Source organism: Microbulbifer discodermiae (genome assembly GCF_040742695.1).
In the GTDB taxonomy this organism is placed as follows: Bacteria; Pseudomonadota; Gammaproteobacteria; order Pseudomonadales; family Cellvibrionaceae; genus Microbulbifer.
In genome coordinates, this window is sequence record NZ_JBFLAB010000011.1 from 61,254 (window position 1) to 78,136 (window position 16,883).

Genomic DNA, 16,883 nt, shown 5'->3' on the forward strand with positions numbered 1-16,883 from the left:
GATAATCTGGGAGCAAAGCTGTTGGGCGAAAGCCCGGCCGTTATCGGCGGCAAAACTGCACCGCTATCTTCGCTGTGGGAGTCGGATTTAGGTAATCGACAGGGAGAACCCCAATGAAAAATATCGTGATCGTCGGCGGTGGCGCCGGCGGCCTGCAACTGGCCACCCGCCTGGGCCATTACTTCAACTTTTCGCCCCTGCTGAAGCGGCGCCTCCAGACACCGGTGGCCAGTGTGACCCTGGTGGACAGAAATCGCACCCATATCTGGAAACCCCTGCTGCACCAGGTCGCCACCGGGGCACTGGACACCAGCCTGGACGCCCTCAACTACCAGGTGCACGCGCGGCGCAACGGCTTCCGGTTTGAACTGGGCGCGCTGCAAAAACTCCACCGGGAACGCAAAGCCATCGAACTGGCGCCGGTGCAGGACGAGGATGGCCGCGAGCTGGTCCCGGCCCGCGAAATCCCCTACGACCTGCTGGTGCTGGCGTTGGGCAGCCAGAGCAACGATTTCAATACCCCCGGTGTGCGGGAGCACTGTGTGTTTCTGGACAGTGCCGAACAGGCGCGCCGTTTCCACCGCCAGTTGCTGGACCGGTTCCTGCAGCTGGAAACCCACATCACCGAGCAAATACAAGTCGCCATTGTCGGCGGTGGGGCCACCGGGGTGGAACTGGCCGCGGAGCTGATGGATGCGACGCGCCAAATCGGCCGCTACGGACATATCCCGCGGGGTTCGCTGCAGGTGACGCTGCTCGAGGCCGGGCCCCACTTGCTGCCGGCGCTGCCGCCGCGTCTGGGCAACAATGCCGAGCGCGAGCTGAGCCGCCTGGGTGTGCGTGTGTTGACCGGCTGCACCGTGGCGCGGGCCGACGACAGGGGGCTGGTCACTACGGAGGGGGAATTCATTCCAGCCTCTCTGCGTCTCTGGGCCGCGGGGGTAAAAGCCGCCGACTTCCTTTCACAGCTGGACGGGCTGGCCACCAACCGCCTCAACCAGATAGAAGTCACCCCCGAGCTGGTCTCCACCACCGATGCGGATATATTCGCCATCGGGGACTGTGCCGGGTGTATCGACAGCGCCTCGCAGCGGGTGCCACCGCGCGCCCAATCCGCCCAGCAGATGGCGGTCACTGCGGAGAAAAATCTCATCGCCAGGATCGAAGGCCGGCCTCTGCAACCTTTCCGCTACCGCGACCGCGGCTCTCTCGTATCCCTCAGCAAGTACACTGCGGTGGGTAACCTGATGGGCGCGCTGGTAAAGGGCAGCCTGACCATCGAGGGGCGTCTGGCGGGTCTCGCCTACCGTTCCCTCTACCGTATGCACCTGGCGGCGATACACGGCTGGCCCAAGGCGATGCTGATCTACCTGATCGGCCAGGCCAACCGCTTTGTGAAGCCGCCGCTGAAACTGCACTGAGTAGCGCGCTAGAATCCCATCCAACGCCGGGGCGCTGTTCTGTCACCCCGGCCTTGCACCCCGGAGAGCAAATGCAATACCAGCAGATAGTGGTCCTGACCGGCGCCGGGATTTCCGCCGAGTCCGGCATCCGCACCTTTCGCGACGCCAACGGATTGTGGGAAAACCACCGCCTTGAGGATGTAGCCACACCGGAGGCCTTCCTGCGCGACCCGGCACTGGTACAGCGTTTTTACAATGCGCGCCGCCGGCAGCTATTGTGTGGGGACACGGCGCCCAACCCCGCCCACAGGGCACTGGCAAGACTGGAAAGGGAATTTAACGGCGAGTTTTTACTGATCACGCAAAACATCGATGACCTGCACGAGCGCGCCGGCAGTCACAATCTGATCCATATGCACGGGGAGCTGTTGCAGGCCCGCTGCAGCAGCAGCGGCACCCTGTTTCCGTTACGGGAAGACTTGTCCACAGAAGCCCTGTGCCAATGCTGCCAGCTGGCCGGCACCCTGCGCCCCCATGTGGTCTGGTTTGGTGAAATGCCGCTGGAAATGGAGCGGATATATGAAGCGCTGAGCCACTGCGACCTGTTTGTCAGCATAGGGACATCCGGCAATGTGTACCCGGCGGCGGGTTTCGTCGAATGCGCTAACTTGGCCGGAGCCCACAGTGTCGAACTGAACCTGGAGCAGTCCGAGGTGGGCGACGCTTTCGCCGAGCACCGCTACGGCCCCGCCTCAGAAGTGGTGGAAACATTTGTCCAGCAGTTACTGGAACCCCGCAACCCATAGAAAAACCGTCGCGCTGGGCAAGGTAGCGCCTTGCCAGCGGTGCCACAGGCTCCTCTGAGACAGTACTGAATTAATCAGAGCTTCTCTAAGTGCCAAACAGACTATAAGAGCTGATAGCGCGCAGTTTGATTTCGAAATGGCAAAATGGAAGCAATCCGTTACCAACTACACCAGCCTTTCAGCGGCGGCATATCCTGGTACCCGATTAATGCGGCACCTTATTAGGGTCCCGCATTAATAAAATAATTATACAAATCTATTTGATTGCCCTACCTGGCCCGGGAATTCAGATCTTCCACTCCTGCACAGTTTCCAGACCATGCTCCTCGATCCATTCGTTCAATTGCTTGGGATTGCGCTTTTTCTTCTCGATGGTGGCACCGGTATAGGGATTGCGATAGTGGCCGGTCTCCAGTTTTGGCTCACTCGGCTTGGCGGTCGCGGCGCGTTTACGGCGGGGCGTTTCGCTGCTTCTCTTAAGCGAGCGGGCCACACGCGTCTTCAGGGTCTGGACATAATCCGGCGCGTTTTCATTATCCAGTTGCGCCACCAGCCATTCAACGATTTGCTCCCCGCGCGCGACGTATAGCTCCTCCTCCTCCATTTTGTATTCGGCTGCCAGGTTTACCAGTGCTTTATCAAAAGCGATCACACCCGCCTTCCTGTGTTCCGCCAGGGCCTTTTGCTCCTGCAATTCCTCGATCTTTGCCTGGTGTTCAGCAATCTGCATCTCGATCTGATCGTACTCTTGAAACATTAAAACAACCTCATTGGGACCATAATTTTGATAATTAAGTATAAATTCCGGGCACCACCTGACTGCGGCCCGGCTATTCGTAATAACGAACATTTGCCCGGGTTATTGACCCGACAAACAAACCACTCGTCGGATCAACGCGGCACAGGGCGGTGCCACAACCAGCCAAATGCCGGCTGACCCCTGAAATACAGGCAAATCCTCAGGATTACGCCGGTATTTCAAGAGCGATCATCAGATAAGTCATATACGACTTATTTGATCCCCGGATTAACAGCTATTGTCATTGCGGACAAAACCGTATTGACGTCGCGATTGCAATGTGCAATGGCTATACGGGTATCATCCTAATTAAACTGTCAGTGGAATTAACGGCACTGATATAACCACATGAGCCTTTGCAATACCGTTACTTCGCTTTCCGGAGTTTGGAGTCGCCTTACGCAAAACATTCAAGGCACCACGACCGACTGCAAGTAAATTCCCCTGGTCGTCGTTGCGCATAATAAGGGCTTTGCGTCAGATATCAACCGCTAATGACACTATTGTAGCCGGCAATTACCATTTGATAAGGGGATATGTGACACCTGTGATATACATGTGATATTTGAAGCTTGGTCGAACGCCATTACTGACCTAAGCTTCAATTCGAACCACAACAGCTCCAGATGCCATGTCCAGAAAGCGAGATATGCACCATATTCCGACCCTGGCGGCACTAATGACGCCGTTTCCCTACCATATCGATATTAACGCCACTGCGGAGTCGGCGCTGGCGCTGATGGAAGAACACAATGTGCACCATCTGCCGGTGACCCGCGACGGCGACTTGGAAACGGTCATATCCCGCAACAATATCGAGCGGGCCAGCTCCCCCGGTCACCGGCTGGAGGAACAGCAACTCTATGTCTCCGACCTCTGTGCGCGACGCCCCTACATAGCCGACATTCACGACCCCCTGGACCGCATACTGCTGGCGATGGCCGATACCGGTATTGGCTCGGTCCTGGTGATGCGCGAGGGCGACCTGGCGGGCATTGTCACAGTCACCGACGCCCTGCGTTTTTGTGGCAACTATCTCGCCGAGCTGGCGCAACCGGTGGACGACTCCGTCGCCTGACAGCTGGCGCCGGCCGCAGTTACAGCGGCCACACCCACAACAGCATGGGCACGCTGACCAGCACCACCAGAATTTCCAGCGGCAGGCCCATGCGCCAGTAATCGCCGAAACGGAATCCCCCCAGACCCAGTATCAACATATTGTTCTGGTGCCCCACCGGGGTCAGAAACGCACAGGAGGCGCCTATGGCCACCGCCATCAGGAAACTGTCCGGATTCGCCTGTAGCTGCTCCGCGACACCGATGGCGATGGAACACATCACCGCTGCCGTGGCGGCGTTGTTCATAAAATCCGACAGGGTCATAGTGATCACCAGAATCAGTACCAGCGCCACCAGCGGCTCTCCCTGAGCCAGGGTATCCAGCAGGCCCCGGGCCACCAGGTCCGCGGCGCCGGTGGTCTCCATCGCCTGCGCCACCGTGATCAGCGCACCCAAAAGGACCAGCACAGAGCCGTCGATGGCGTCGTAGACACCCCGCCAGGGCACCACTTTCAGGGCCATGAAAGCCAGTACACAGGTGGCGAAGGAGATGGCGGCAGGCAGCAGGCCGAAGGTGGCCCCCGCCACCGCCAGGGCCATCGCCACCAGTGCCACCGCCGCCTTTTCCTTGTTGGGGATACTGATATCGCGAAACGCCAGCGGCACACAGCCCTTGTCGGCGGCCAACGTATTGATGTCGTCGTCGGTGCCCATCATCAGCAGCGCGTCCCCGGCCAGCAGCGGTGTGGAACGCAGTCGCCGCACAGTGCGCCGCCCCTGGCGGGACAGGGCGAGCAAATTGACTTCGTAATGACTGGGCAGGTGGAGGTGCTGGACGGTTCGGCCGATCAGGGACGAATCCGGCATCACCACCAGTTCCCGCAACTGTACCTCTTCGCCACCGGTCGCTCTGTCCCTTTCCTTGCCGCGCTTGGTCGCGCCGCTTGTTTTCCCGTCGGCGTTCGCTGCGACGGACTTCCCCGCACTGCCCCTGGCCTCCGCCTCCCGCGCCCCCTTTTGCGCATCGCCCTGGGCCGGCCCCCCGGCCAGGGTTAAACCAAGGCTCGATATAACCGATGAGAGCGCCTCCGGCTCCGCTTCGATCACGAGAATATCACCGGCGTTGACACGCTGCCCCGCGCGGGCGGCGGCAACCCGCGCGTCGTTGCGCACTATACCGACCACCTGCGCGTCCTCCTCCACCAGCAGGCGGGTGATCTCCCACACCGTTTTGCCCGCGGCGGCACTCTTCTCCCCCACCAATGCCTCGGTAAGGTAGGTGCCGGTATCAAAAGTGGCGGCACCCACCTGACCCCGTGCCGGCACCAGCCGCCAGCCGATCAGGCACACGAACAGCACCCCCACCATAGCCACCACCAGCCCCACCGGCGTGAAGTCGAACATGCCGTAGCTGCCGACCCCGGCGGTGGCTCGAAACCCGGACACTATGAGGTTTGGCGGCGTACCGATGAGAGTGGTCATACCGCCGAGGATGGTCCCAAAGGAAAGGGGCATCAGCACTTTGCCGGGCGGCAATTCATGCTTCTCCGCCACATCCGCGGCCACCGGCATCAGCAGCGCCAGGGCACCGACATTATTCATAAATCCCGATAGCAACGCTCCCACGCCGGTGAGCGCACCGATCGCCAGCACCTTGCCGCCACCGCTGGGAATCATCCGCTGGGCCAGCGCATCCAGTGCCCCGGTGCCCTGCAGGCCGCGGCTGAGCACCAGTACACAGGCCACGGTAACCACCGCCGGGTGGGCAAAACCGGCAAACGCGTCCTGCGGATCGATCAGGCCGGTAAAGACACAGGCGAGCAGGGATGCCAGGGCCACCATATCGTGCCGCCAGGCCCCCCAGATGAAGAGGGCCACGGTAACAGCGAGAATCACCAGGATGATCAGTTGAGCTGCGGTCATAAGCGGCACTTCTTACCCACGCCGGTGACAGGAGAGAAACCCATTCATTCAGGTTACACTGGCGGGGGAAATTGGGAGGTGTAATTTGTGCCAGAACACGGCTGACTATCGACAGCTTTTTCTCGACGATACTCCGCTGATGGACGTGCGTGCGCCGGTGGAATTCGCGCGCGGCGCCTTTCCCCAGGCACGCAACCTGCCGTTGCTGGACGACCGGCAGCGCGAGCTGGTGGGTACCGAGTACCGGCGCGCCGGCCAGGCGGCGGCGGTGGCGCTGGGCTGGAAGCTGGCCACCGAGGAGGTGTTGGCGCAGCGGCTGGCGCAGTGGCGCGCCTTCGCAGCCCGCCATCGGGCTGCTCACCTCTACTGTTTCCGCGGCGGTCTGCGCTCGCGCACCGCCCAGCAACTGCTGCGGCAGAGCGGTATCGAAATGCCGCTGGTGAAGGGTGGTTACAAGGCCATGCGCGCCTTTCTGCTGCAACAGCTGGAAGCACATTGCGCCGGGTTACCGCTGGTGGTGATTGGCGGCCACACCGGCAGCGGCAAGACGGATTTGATCCGGCGCGCCGGCCGCGCACTGGATCTGGAGGGCATAGCCCACCACCGTGGCTCCAGTTTTGGCCGCACCCGACATGCGCAACCGGCTCAGATCGATTTTGAAAACCGGGTCAGCATCGACCTGCTGAAACTCGCGCAGGGCAGAGGACCTGTCTTTGTCGAGGACGAGAGCCGCCTGATCGGCCGCTGCGCACTGCCGCCGGTATTGCAGCAGGCCATGGCGGCGGCGCCCAGGGTGCTGGTGCTGGAGTCGGTGGAAAAACGCGCGCGGCGCATAGTCCGCGATTACGTCGCCGACGCCCTGGAGCGTTTTGCGGATGCCGATCAGGGCCCCGAGCTGGCCCTGGGAGAGGAACTGAGAGAGAGCCTGGGCCGGATTCGCAAGCGCCTCGGCGACCTGCGCCACCGGCAGCTGGACGCCCAGTTGCAGGACGCCAACCGGGAGCTGCGTGAAAACGGCACCACCGAAGCCTTTATCCCGCTGGTGATGGCGCTGCTGACGGACTACTACGATGGCGCCTACGACTACCTGATGCAGAAGCGGCCCGGGGAAATTCTGTTTCGCGGCGACTTCGATGAAGTGGCCCAGTGGCTGGTGACAGGCTCCTAGCCAGGGCCTGTTGACATTAAAATGGCCTGCTAGGGGCTGGCCGCGCTGCGGTTTAACCCAAAGCGCCGCGCCATGATCCAGTCCCGCAGGCCCCGCGGCAGCCAGCGCACCATCCACGGCAACAGGCGGCTTTTGTTCCCCAGCCGCACCACTGCCGGGGGGCGCTTGCGCAGCAGCTCGCTCACCAGCCTGCGCGCCAGAGTACTGGCCAGGGTGGCGTCCTGCTGCGACAGCTGGGCGCGCGCGCGCACCGCCTCTTCCTGGCGTTTGTACCAGGAGTCCGGCGCCAGCAAACCGCGCAGGGACACTTCCGCATGGCGGCCGAACTCCGACGCTATGGCGCCCGGCTGAACCGTCATCACCCGTATCCCGAAAGGTTTCAGCTCCAGCCGCAGCACATCCGAGAGACAGTGCAGCGCCGCCTTGGAGGCGCTGTAGGCGCCGGAGAAAGGGGTCGGCATCACGCCGGACACGGAACCGATATTGCAGATGATGCCGCGCCGCGCCAAGCGCATCAGCGGCGTACAGGCGCGGATCAGCGCCATGGGTGCAAAAACATTGGTGTGGAACTGGTGTTCGAAGGTGCGGGTATCCAACTCCAGCAGCGGCCCCATCTGTCCGTAGCCAGCGTTGTTGATGAGGATATCGAGACGGCCGTAGGCGGCCCGGAGGGCGTGCACCACCCGACTGATATCGGCCGGTGAATTCACATCCAGCGCCTCGGTGGCAATGCCCAGGTCCGCCAGTTCCTGCAGGCTCTCCGGGCGCCGCGCAGTGGCGATCACTATGGTGCCGCGGCGGTGCAGGGCCAGTGCGAGTTCGCGCCCGATGCCGCTGGAGCAGCCGGTGATCAGTGCGACCCTATCCGGCACCACATAGCCCCGCCCTATCTGCGCCAGGCTGTCGGCGGCAAACTGGTGATCGGACGGGCGAAATCTGGACGCCGGTGCCTTGCTCACAGAAACTACTCCGGTTGTGTCTCGCCTACCCCCGGTTGGAAATGAGGGTTCTCTATGATCCCGAAGATATTGCCGTCCGGATCGAGGAAAGTCGCCATCAGAATGCCATCCCCCACGTCCACCACCTCGCTGTGCTGCCTGGCCCCCAGGGCGCTGATACGCTCGACCTGGGCGGCCATATCGCTGACACCCCAATAGGCGACTACGCCATCCGCGCGGCTGGTGGCGCTGCGAGCGTCCGGATTCAGCCCCAGCTCATAGCCACCGACGTTGAAGCCGACATAACACTCAGAGTCAAAATAGGGCTCCTGCTGCAGCAATTCGCAGTACCAGGCCCTGGCGTCGGCGATCCGCGTGACACCGTAAATCACCGTGCGCAAACCGAGAAACTGTCCCATCCCGAGACCTCGTGCCTTGTTGTTTTCTCCCCCCGCTCGGGGAGGCTCCCACTCAGGACAGCGCCTGCTCCAGCTGTTCCAGCAGGTCCAGCGGCTCCAGCTCCACACCCTCCAGGGCGCCGTTCCAGTTGATACCCACCAGCAGGACATCCTCGTGCATACCCGTCAGCCAGTCGTCCATGAATTCCTCCAGGGCTATGGCAACCGGTTGGTAGCCACTCCATTCGCCACCCGCGTGCACCTCGGCAAAAGCCTGCAGGGACCAGAAGGGCATGACATCGGTTTGCGGATGTCGCTCGGATTCGCACAGCGCGAATCCCTCCTCCCCCTGCAGTGCCCAGACACAGCCCTGGGCGGTCGCCTCCGGTAGAAAGCGCGCGCAGTTGGCTTCGAAATCGTCTGTCAGGGGCTCGACTTGCATGGCACCGGGACCTCGGGAGTTTTTCGCAGTGTACGTCAGATCGGCGCCACTGGGTAAGGGCTCAGCAGCTTTAAACGGTGCCACAGGCCCTAGGGAACCTCTGATTAAGTCAGTACTGTCTCAGCGGAGCCTGTGGCGCCACTTGGACCTTGTTGCTCCGCTCGTCAAGGACAACCAGCCTTGACCTTCGCGCAGCGCCTTGCCAAGCGGTGCCACAGGCTCCGCTGAGACAGTACTGACTTAATCAGAGGTTCCCTAGACCACCAGCCGGTGGCCATTGTCGCGCAGCCAGCGCCGCAGTTCGCGGTAATCTGGGCAGACACTCTCCACCTGCCGCCAGAAGGCGCGGCTGTGGTTGTGATGGTGCAGGTGACTGACCTCGTGTGCCACCAGATAATCCACCACCGCCTCCGGGGCCAGGCACACCAGCCAGTTGTATTGCAGTTCGCCGCCCAGGCTGCAATGACCCCATTTGGTCTTGGTGCGCCGCACTTTCACCGCGCAAAACTGCGCCCCCGTGAGGGCCGCCAGCTCCTGCGACTTGTGTGTCAGCAGCGCCAGCGCCTCGCGCTTCAACAACCGGTGCAGGGCCGGGCGCAGCTGGGCGGCATCCGGTTTCCGCGCCCGGGTGAACACCGCCAGGACGCCGTCTTTCACTCCGCTGTCGGCGGGGTCTGCAGCGCGCTGCAAACGGTGTGCACGCCCCAGCCAGGGAATAGTTTCACCCAACTGGTAGAGATAGGAGGGGATTTCCCGCGCGCGCTCATCGGCGCGTACAAGCTGGGCGCGCACCCACTGGATATTGTCGCGCAAAAACTGGTGTCCGTGGCGCTCGGCGCAGCGTTGCGGAATGCGCACCTCCACACCTGTCGCCGCCATTACCAAACCCAACCGTTTGCGCCGGGTCGAACGGACCAGCCGATAGGGTATGCCTGCAAACGTAAACCGCTGCGCTTCGCTCATCACCGCTGGTAGGCCACCACCGCCATGGTGATGCGGGAGATACAGCAGAGCTTTCCACGGGGGTCGCTGATATGAATCTCCCACACCTGGCTGCTGCGCCCTATATGCACCGGCCTGGCCGTGCCCGTCACCAATCCCTCCGCCACCGGGCGCAGGTGATTGGCATTGATTTCCTGACCGACGCAATAAAAGCTCGCGGCGTCCACCACCAGGTTGGCGGCAACGGAGCCCAGGGTTTCCGCCAACACCACGCTGGCGCCACCGTGCAGAATCCCCTGGGGCTGACGGGTGCGCCGGTCCACCGGCATAGTGGCCGTGAGGTGTCCGTCACCCAACTCGGTAAATACCATGCCCAGCAGGCCGGGCATCACATCGGCGACCAACAGGTTCAGTTCCTCAAGGGAAGCCCGACTCTTCCAGATTGCCATTTCTACAGAGGCTCCTTGTGGTTGCCGCCGCACCCATCACCCTTCTCAGCCGAAGCGCTTGTCCGCCACGAAGGGGTTGCTGCGACGCTCCTGGCCAAAAGTGGACATGGGACCGTGGCCGGGAATAAAGCGCACCGCATCCCCCAGTGGCCACAGCCGCTCGGTAATGGAGCGGATCAGGGTATCCTGGTCACCGCGGGGGAAATCCGTGCGGCCGATGGAACCGGCAAACAATACGTCCCCCACCAGCGCCAGCTTGCCCGGTGGGTAAAAGAAAACCACATGCCCCGGGGTATGGCCGGGGCAGTGATGGACCTCCAATGTCTCGTCCCCCAGGGTCACTGTGTCGCCCTGTTGCAGCCAGCGGTCCGGTGTAAACGCCTCCACTGCGGGAAATCCGAACATCTGTGCCTGTAAAGGCAACTGCTCGATCCAAAAAGCATCTTCCTTGTGGGGCCCTTCCACAGGCAATTGCAACTGTTTCACCAGTTCCACTGTGCCACCCACATGGTCCAGGTGGCCGTGTGTGAGCAGAATTTTTTCCAGCTTCAGTCCGCGCTCCGCCACCGCGGCGAGAATCCGCTCGACATCGCCGCCGGGGTCCACCACCGCTGCGCGCTTGGTGTCCTCACACCACAACAGGGTACAGTTCTGCTGAAACGGGGTAACCGGAACCGTGTGAAATTGAAGAGCCATCTAGAGCCTGTAACTGCTTGATTTGTTGTGGAGAGCTTGCGGACATAGGCCGCAAATCCGGGCTTAAAAGCCAGAGAAGCCTTGCAGCAACCTGCTAACCGGAAAATATGCGCGACAATATTATACTACCGCCTCTACAACTCCAGCCCTGCGCGAGGAGCGGCCGCTGTCGCCGGCCTTTTTTAACAACTGGCGCAGGTCCTCCAACAGCGCCTGCTGTACCAGTGCACTGTCCCAGTAGCCAGCGTGGGCAGTCCATTGCGGCCCCCAGTGGCCGCCGCTCCAATCGGACAAGGGCCGGGTCTCGTAGTCGCGATAAACTGCCTGGTTGTACGACGGGCTCAACGGCTTTAGCGGCCAGCCGAATGGGTCGTCCGGGTGATAGAAATTCTTCCAGCGGAAATGATAACCGCGGGTATCCGCAGTGACCGCCTGGATCTGGTCCCGCGGCAGGCCCGCGCACCACAGCGGATTGGTGGGCCCCAGGGTGTACCAATGGCTGAGAGTTTTGAAGCGCAGGAACAGATCCCGCCCCGACCCCTTGTGCACGCCCCGCGGGCCGCCGTCGCGCCAGATGCCATGGTTGACGGTGGGGCGCTGTGCGTCCCAGAGGTAGTTGGACAGGTTCACGCAACCCACTGAATGGGTCAGCAGGATCACCGGCGCCTGGTCGCCCGCCGCGGCAGCGGCCTTCTCCAAACCGGCGTAGATCGCCTGCTGGCCCTTGTCGTAGTTGCCGCCGCGCTGCTGTATATCCTGCAGCTGCGCGGCGCTTTCGGCCATACCGTGGAGCAGGAATTTGCGCGCGCGTATGAAATCCATATCGCGCTTTTGCATCGCCTCGCCCACCCGCTCGATATTGTTTTGCAGATGTCCCTTGCACAGAATGCTGCCGCAGTACAAGCGCGACCAGTCCTCATCCCCAAGACCCTGCCGCAGTGCGGTAAACAGAGGTTCGGCAACGTTCTCGTCCACCGCACCCATACCCTGTGCCGCCAGGATGACTATATCGGCCATATTCGCCCCTGATAGATATTGTGGCACTGAGGAAGACCGTTCAGTGCCTTTCGTTATTGTTAGAAAGCCGGCACCGCTGAATCGAGTGAAAGTAACACTTACACCGACAGTTGAAAAGCGAGCGGTCACGCACCCCGGGGTGGGCGGCAGTAATAGCCAAGCCGGTTTCTTGGTGCATAATGTGGCCACCACTTCAATCCATGCGAGCGATCCGCGCTGAGCGATGTTACTGACCTCGAAATACAGCCTGCCCGACTGCCCCGAACACACGCTGGAAAGACCCCGCCTGCTGTCGCGGTTGAGGGAAACCTCCGCTGACCAGTTGCTGATGGTCACGGCACCCGCCGGGTACGGTAAAACCACGCTGATCTCCTCCTGGGCGGCGGGCCTGGAATCCCCGATCGCCTGGTTCTCCCTGGATGCCAGCGACAATGACCCCCGCCAGTTCTGCCGCTACCTGGTGGAGAGTGTGCACAGGGCCACCGGCAATGGCGTACCCGAGACCCACGCCCTGCTCGCTGCACAGCAGCGTCCAGACCCAGCGCTGATGATCAGCCAGCTGCTGGCGGAGCTGCGCAGCCTGCCCAGTGAATTGCGCATAGTGCTGGACGATTATCACCATATCGACAACGACAAAGTACACAGCGCCACCCGCTTCCTGCTGCGACACGCCCCTGCCGGCGTGGGCATCGCCCTCACCAGTCGCAGCCAGCCGCCGCTGGGCCTGGCCGCGCTGCGGGTGCAGGGGCGCCTGCTGGAACTGGACAGCGCCGAACTGGCGCTCAACAGCGGGGAGATTGCACAGCTGCTGCGGCAACGCCTGCCATTCACACTGGAAAGCGATCGCGTCGAACAGCTGTTGCAATTGAGCGAGGGCTGGCCGCCGGCGGTACAGCTGTTCGCCCTGTCCGTGCGCGACCGCCAGGCGGTGGATCGCTACCTGGGCGAGCTGGAGCAGGGGCATAGCCATATCCTCGACTACCTGGCCGAGGAAGTGCTGGAACGACTCGAACCGGAATTGCGCGAACTGCTCGCCTGTACCTCGATTCTCACCCGGATCAACGCTGAATTGGCTCAGGCGCTCAGCGGCCAGAGCGGCGGACAGCTGCTGCTGGAACAGGCCGCTCAGCGGGGTCTCTTTCTGCAGGCTCAGGACTCCAGCCGCCAGTGGTTCCGCTACCATCCGGTCTTCGCCCGCTTCCTGCAGCGCCAGCTCACCGACGCGAGCCGCGTGCAGGATCTGCACCGCCGCGCCAGCGACACCTGGCTGCAGCTGCACCAGCCCCTGGAAGCGCTGCGCCACGCCCGCGCGGCGGAGGATGGCGAGCGACTGCAGCGACTCCTGAGCGAGCGTGGCGAACAGTTTCTGCGCGAGGGGCAGACACGCCTGCTCAGCGACTGTCTGCGCTGGCTGGGGCCCGGCGAATTGCAGCGCAGCGCCCGCTTTACCCTGCTGGCCGCCAAGATGGCCAGGGACAATTTCGAATACCCCCAGTGCGAAAAATTCCTCGCCGCCGCCGAGAGCTGGTTGCAGCGGGAGGACCCAGAACAGTGGCGCGACTTCGAGGGCGCCTTCGCCACCATGCGCGCCCAGACTGCCGTGGCCCGCGGCCAGACTCTGCAGGCAAAGGAATACGCCCAGGAGGCCCTGGGCTTGCTGCGGCCGGAGCAGCTCGGCGAGCGTATCGCCGCCCTGTTAGTCACCGGCGAAACCGGTTTTTGCCTGGGCGAGGTGGAGACCGCCAACACCCACCTGCTCGAAGTGGAGGCACTGGCAGTAGCGGAACAGGATTACCCCAGCGCCGCCTGGGCCATCTGCCAGCAGGCCGAGATCGCCATCGCCCAGGGCCTGTGGAAAAAGGCCGCCGGACTGCAGCGACGCGCCCACCAGCTGGTGGAAGACCAGCGGCTGGGCAGCCTGCCGATCTCGGAATTTATCTACCGGCTACGCAGCCTGCTGGAGTGGGAGAGATGCGACCTGGACGCGGCCGCCAATTCCGCCCGCCGCGGTATGCAGATCAACCGCAAGGTAGGGGAGCGCTGGCTGCTGCCGGAATACACCACCCTGCTGAAGGTGGCGGCTGCCCGGGGCGAGCGCGGCGAGTCCCTGGAGTGGCTGGCGCGTATCGACCGGTTGCTGGCGGGCGAGCGCTATCATCGCGACTGGGTCGCCAACGCGGACGCCGTGCGAATCCGCGTTTGGCGCGTCCTGGGCCAGCAGGCCGACATCGCCGCCTGGCTGGAACAGACGCAGCCGGTGTCCGACCGCCCCAGCAACCACTTCGAACAGTGCCACGGGCGCAACCATGTGCGCGCCCTGATCGAGCTCCACCGCTGGTCCGATGCCAACCGGCTGCTGAGCCGCCTGCAGCAGATGGCGAGCGAGTGTGGACTGGTCACGGACGGTTTGCGCAACCTTGTGCTGGAAGCGCAGCTGCTGTGGCTGCGCGGGCAGCGCGATAACGCTTTGGAAGCCATGCGCGAGGCGCTGGGCATCGCCGTGGAGCGGGACTTTACCGCCAGTTTCCTGCAGCTGGGCAAGCCCCTGATCGTCATCCTGAAAGCGCTGCCGGACCGGGATCTCAGCGATGCGCAGCGCGACAAGGCCCAGGGGCTGATCCGCCTGGCGCAACAGCAGCCGGAGCTGGACGGCGGTATCCGTATCGAGCTGGATGAAACCATTATCCGCGAGATACTCGACAGCGACGCAGTACCCGACTTTCTGCGCCACTCCCCGCTGACTCCGCGGGAGTGGCAGGTGTTGAATGCCATCCACTCCGGGCTGTCAAACGAGCGCATCGCCCGTCATTTCAAAGTGGCACCGAGTACCATCAAGACCCACATTCGCAGCCTCTACCAAAAGCTGGACGTCAAGGACCGGCAGGAGGCCATAGCCCTGGCGGAACAGATGTTGCGCTCGATCCAGGACCGGCCTCTGGATTGATGCCCTCTCCTCCCCCACCCAGGGAGGAGGCACAGGCCCGGCGGGGAGCGCCATAATCAATCCTGGAAGCGACAATCCTATGGGCAGTAGTCATGAGTGGTAAAAGCACCGCATGGTGGCGCAACAGTGTTATCTACCAGATCTACCCGCGCAGCTTTTGCGACGCCAACGGCGACGGTATCGGGGACCTGCCCGGCATAACGCAGAAACTCGACTATGTGCAGTCTCTCGGGGTCGACGCCATCTGGATATCGCCGTTTTTTAAATCCCCCATGGCGGATTTCGGTTACGACGTATCCGACTACCGGGATGTGGACCCGCTGTTCGGCGACCTGGACGATTTCGACCGTCTTATCGAGGCGGCTCACCAGCGCCATCTCAAAGTCATTATCGACCAGATTCTCAGCCACTCCTCCGATCAGCACCCCTGGTTCCGGGAGAGCCGCTCCAGCCGCGACAACCCCCGCGCCGACTGGTACGTCTGGGCCGACCCCAAAGCGGACGGCAGTGTGCCAAACAACTGGATGTCCAATTTCGGCGGCACCGCCTGGCGCTGGTGCAGTCGCCGCCGTCAGTACTACCTGACCAACTTCCTCGAACAGCAGCCGGACCTGAACCTGCACAACCCGGCAGTGCAGACGCAGCTGCTGGCGGACCTGAAATTCTGGCTCGACCGGGGTGTGGATGGTTTTCGCCTGGACGCCATCAACCACGCCTTCCATCACCAGTCCCTGGCCGACAACCCCCCACGACCGCCGGCACTGGACGAGAAAGGGCTGCCGCCCGTCAACACCTACCGCTACCAGTGGCATGTCTACGACAAGTCGCAGCCGGAAAACCTCCTGTTTTTGCAACGGGTGCGCCAGCTGCTGGAGCAGTATCCGGGCGCGGTGGCCATGGGTGAAGTGTGCGACGACAAAACCCAGGAGATCATGGCCGACTACACCAGTGGCAAGCGGCTGCACATGGCCTATTCCTTCGACCTGCTGGCGGAGGATTGCAGCGCCGACTTTCTGCGCGAAACCCTGCACAAGAACCGCCGCGTAATCGCTCAGGGCTGGCCCTGCTGGTCCATCGCCAACCACGATGTACCGCGCCCCATGACCCGCTGGAACAAAGGCTTCAGCAACGAACAGGCCAGGGCCCGGTTGCCGCTGTTCCTGTTGATGCAACTGACCCTGCGCGGCAGCGTGTGTCTCTACCAGGGCGAGGAACTCGGCCTGGAGGAGGCCGATATCGCCTTCGAGGATCTGCGCGACCCCTACGGCATCAGCCTGTGGCCGGAGTTCAAGGGCCGCGACGGCTGCCGCACCCCCATGCCCTGGGTCGACCACGGCGAGATCAACGCCGGCTTCTCCAGGGTCAAGCCCTGGCTGCCGGTTCCGCCGGTGCATCGCGGCAAGGCGGTGAGTATTCAGGAAGAAGACCCGGGCTCGACGCTGAACCAGTTTCGCGCCCTGCTCAACTGGCATCGCCAGTGGCCTGGGCTGGCGGTGGCGGAGCAGGAAGCCATTGAAGATGGCGGCGCGCTGCTGTTGTTCTGTCGCCGCGCTGAAACCGAAGAATTTTTCGTGGGCCTGAACCTGGGCGCCGGCGACGAAACCCTGACCCTGCCGGCCCGGTTTGCCGACGCTGAGGACATCACCCCCGCTATACTGCCCGGCCGCTGCAGTGCCGGCCAACTGGACCTGCCCATGGCCGGCGCGCGGGTATTGCGCCGCCCCATAAGCCAATAGGGAACCCGGCAATCCAATAGGCGATCTCTTATCCGTTGGATTGTCGCTCCTGAAAGCCTGCACAACTCCGCAAAATCACTGGCTGCTCATGGACTTGCGCCGGCCCCCGCCCGACGGCAGTACCTCCTTGCAGCGCATTAATCCGGTCACCAAATAAATCGGCG

15 protein-coding genes are annotated in these 16,883 nt (G+C 62.6%); 6 read left to right on the forward strand and 9 right to left on the reverse strand.

The annotated features are described in order from the left end of the window. Positions 1-113: 113 nt before the first annotated feature. Together AB1S50_RS06130 and cobB are read left to right on the forward strand one after the other, a co-directional pair. Entirely contained in the window at positions 114-1,421 is a 1,308-nt protein-coding gene (locus AB1S50_RS06130; RefSeq protein WP_367149635.1) for an NAD(P)/FAD-dependent oxidoreductase, read from the forward strand. 71 nt (positions 1,422-1,492) lie between these two features. Beyond that, positions 1,493-2,209, forward strand: coding sequence for a Sir2 family NAD+-dependent deacetylase (gene cobB, locus AB1S50_RS06135; protein ID WP_367149636.1), 717 nt, complete (start codon positions 1,493-1,495; stop codon positions 2,207-2,209). 286 nt (positions 2,210-2,495) lie between these two features. Here the strand turns inward: cobB and AB1S50_RS06140 are convergent, their stop codons facing one another. Then, positions 2,496-2,966 (reverse strand): hypothetical protein, encoded by a 471-nt coding sequence (locus AB1S50_RS06140; protein ID WP_367149637.1) that lies wholly within the window; start codon positions 2,964-2,966, stop codon positions 2,496-2,498. A gap of 673 nt (positions 2,967-3,639) precedes the next feature. Here AB1S50_RS06140 and AB1S50_RS06145 point away from each other — a divergent pair. Beyond that, on the forward strand, positions 3,640-4,086 hold the full coding sequence (locus tag AB1S50_RS06145; RefSeq protein ID WP_367149638.1) for a CBS domain-containing protein: 447 nt from the start codon (positions 3,640-3,642) through the stop codon (positions 4,084-4,086). 19 nt (positions 4,087-4,105) lie between these two features. Here the strand turns inward: AB1S50_RS06145 and AB1S50_RS06150 are convergent, their stop codons facing one another. After that, positions 4,106-5,989: an SLC13 family permease gene (locus AB1S50_RS06150; protein WP_367149639.1), complete on the reverse strand. Its 1,884-nt coding sequence runs from the start codon at positions 5,987-5,989 to the stop codon at positions 4,106-4,108. Positions 5,990-6,074: 85 nt separating this feature from the next. Between AB1S50_RS06150 and mnmH the strand changes: the two genes are divergently transcribed. Then, positions 6,075-7,157 (forward strand): tRNA 2-selenouridine(34) synthase MnmH, encoded by a 1,083-nt coding sequence (mnmH, locus tag AB1S50_RS06155; protein ID WP_367149640.1) that lies wholly within the window; start codon positions 6,075-6,077, stop codon positions 7,155-7,157. 29 nt (positions 7,158-7,186) lie between these two features. Here the strand turns inward: mnmH and AB1S50_RS06160 are convergent, their stop codons facing one another. The 7 genes from AB1S50_RS06160 to AB1S50_RS06190 form a co-directional block, all read right to left on the reverse strand. Then, positions 7,187-8,116 (reverse strand): SDR family oxidoreductase, encoded by a 930-nt coding sequence (locus tag AB1S50_RS06160; protein ID WP_367149641.1) that lies wholly within the window; start codon positions 8,114-8,116, stop codon positions 7,187-7,189. Between the two features lie 5 nt (positions 8,117-8,121). Next, positions 8,122-8,514 carry a VOC family protein gene (locus tag AB1S50_RS06165; RefSeq protein ID WP_367149642.1) on the reverse strand — a complete coding sequence of 131 codons (393 nt, stop codon included), beginning with the start codon at positions 8,512-8,514 and terminating at the stop codon, positions 8,122-8,124. Positions 8,515-8,566: 52 nt separating this feature from the next. Next, positions 8,567-8,935 carry a DUF2750 domain-containing protein gene (locus AB1S50_RS06170; protein ID WP_367149644.1) on the reverse strand — a complete coding sequence of 123 codons (369 nt, stop codon included), beginning with the start codon at positions 8,933-8,935 and terminating at the stop codon, positions 8,567-8,569. 255 nt (positions 8,936-9,190) lie between these two features. Beyond that, the gene (locus AB1S50_RS06175; protein ID WP_367149645.1) at positions 9,191-9,898 is read right to left on the reverse strand and encodes a M48 family metallopeptidase; all 708 of its coding nucleotides are present in this window, start codon (positions 9,896-9,898) and stop codon (positions 9,191-9,193) included. Beyond that, positions 9,898-10,326: a hotdog fold thioesterase gene (locus tag AB1S50_RS06180; protein WP_367149646.1), complete on the reverse strand. Its 429-nt coding sequence runs from the start codon at positions 10,324-10,326 to the stop codon at positions 9,898-9,900. Before AB1S50_RS06180 ends, AB1S50_RS06175 begins: the two co-directional genes overlap by 1 nt. Before the next feature lie 45 nt (positions 10,327-10,371). Further along, positions 10,372-11,022, reverse strand: coding sequence for an MBL fold metallo-hydrolase (locus AB1S50_RS06185; RefSeq protein ID WP_367149648.1), 651 nt, complete (start codon positions 11,020-11,022; stop codon positions 10,372-10,374). 120 nt (positions 11,023-11,142) lie between these two features. Continuing rightward, entirely contained in the window at positions 11,143-12,039 is an 897-nt protein-coding gene (locus AB1S50_RS06190) for a hypothetical protein (RefSeq protein ID WP_367149649.1), read from the reverse strand. A 223-nt stretch (positions 12,040-12,262) separates the two neighbouring features. Between AB1S50_RS06190 and malT the strand changes: the two genes are divergently transcribed. Both malT and AB1S50_RS06200 read left to right on the forward strand, forming a co-directional pair. Then, complete coding sequence (gene malT, locus AB1S50_RS06195) at positions 12,263-14,983, forward strand: HTH-type transcriptional regulator MalT (protein ID WP_367149650.1); 2,721 nt, start codon at positions 12,263-12,265, stop codon at positions 14,981-14,983. 92 nt (positions 14,984-15,075) lie between these two features. After that, positions 15,076-16,719, forward strand: coding sequence for an alpha-amylase family glycosyl hydrolase (locus tag AB1S50_RS06200; protein WP_367149651.1), 1,644 nt, complete (start codon positions 15,076-15,078; stop codon positions 16,717-16,719). Positions 16,720-16,883: the final 164 nt, after the last annotated feature.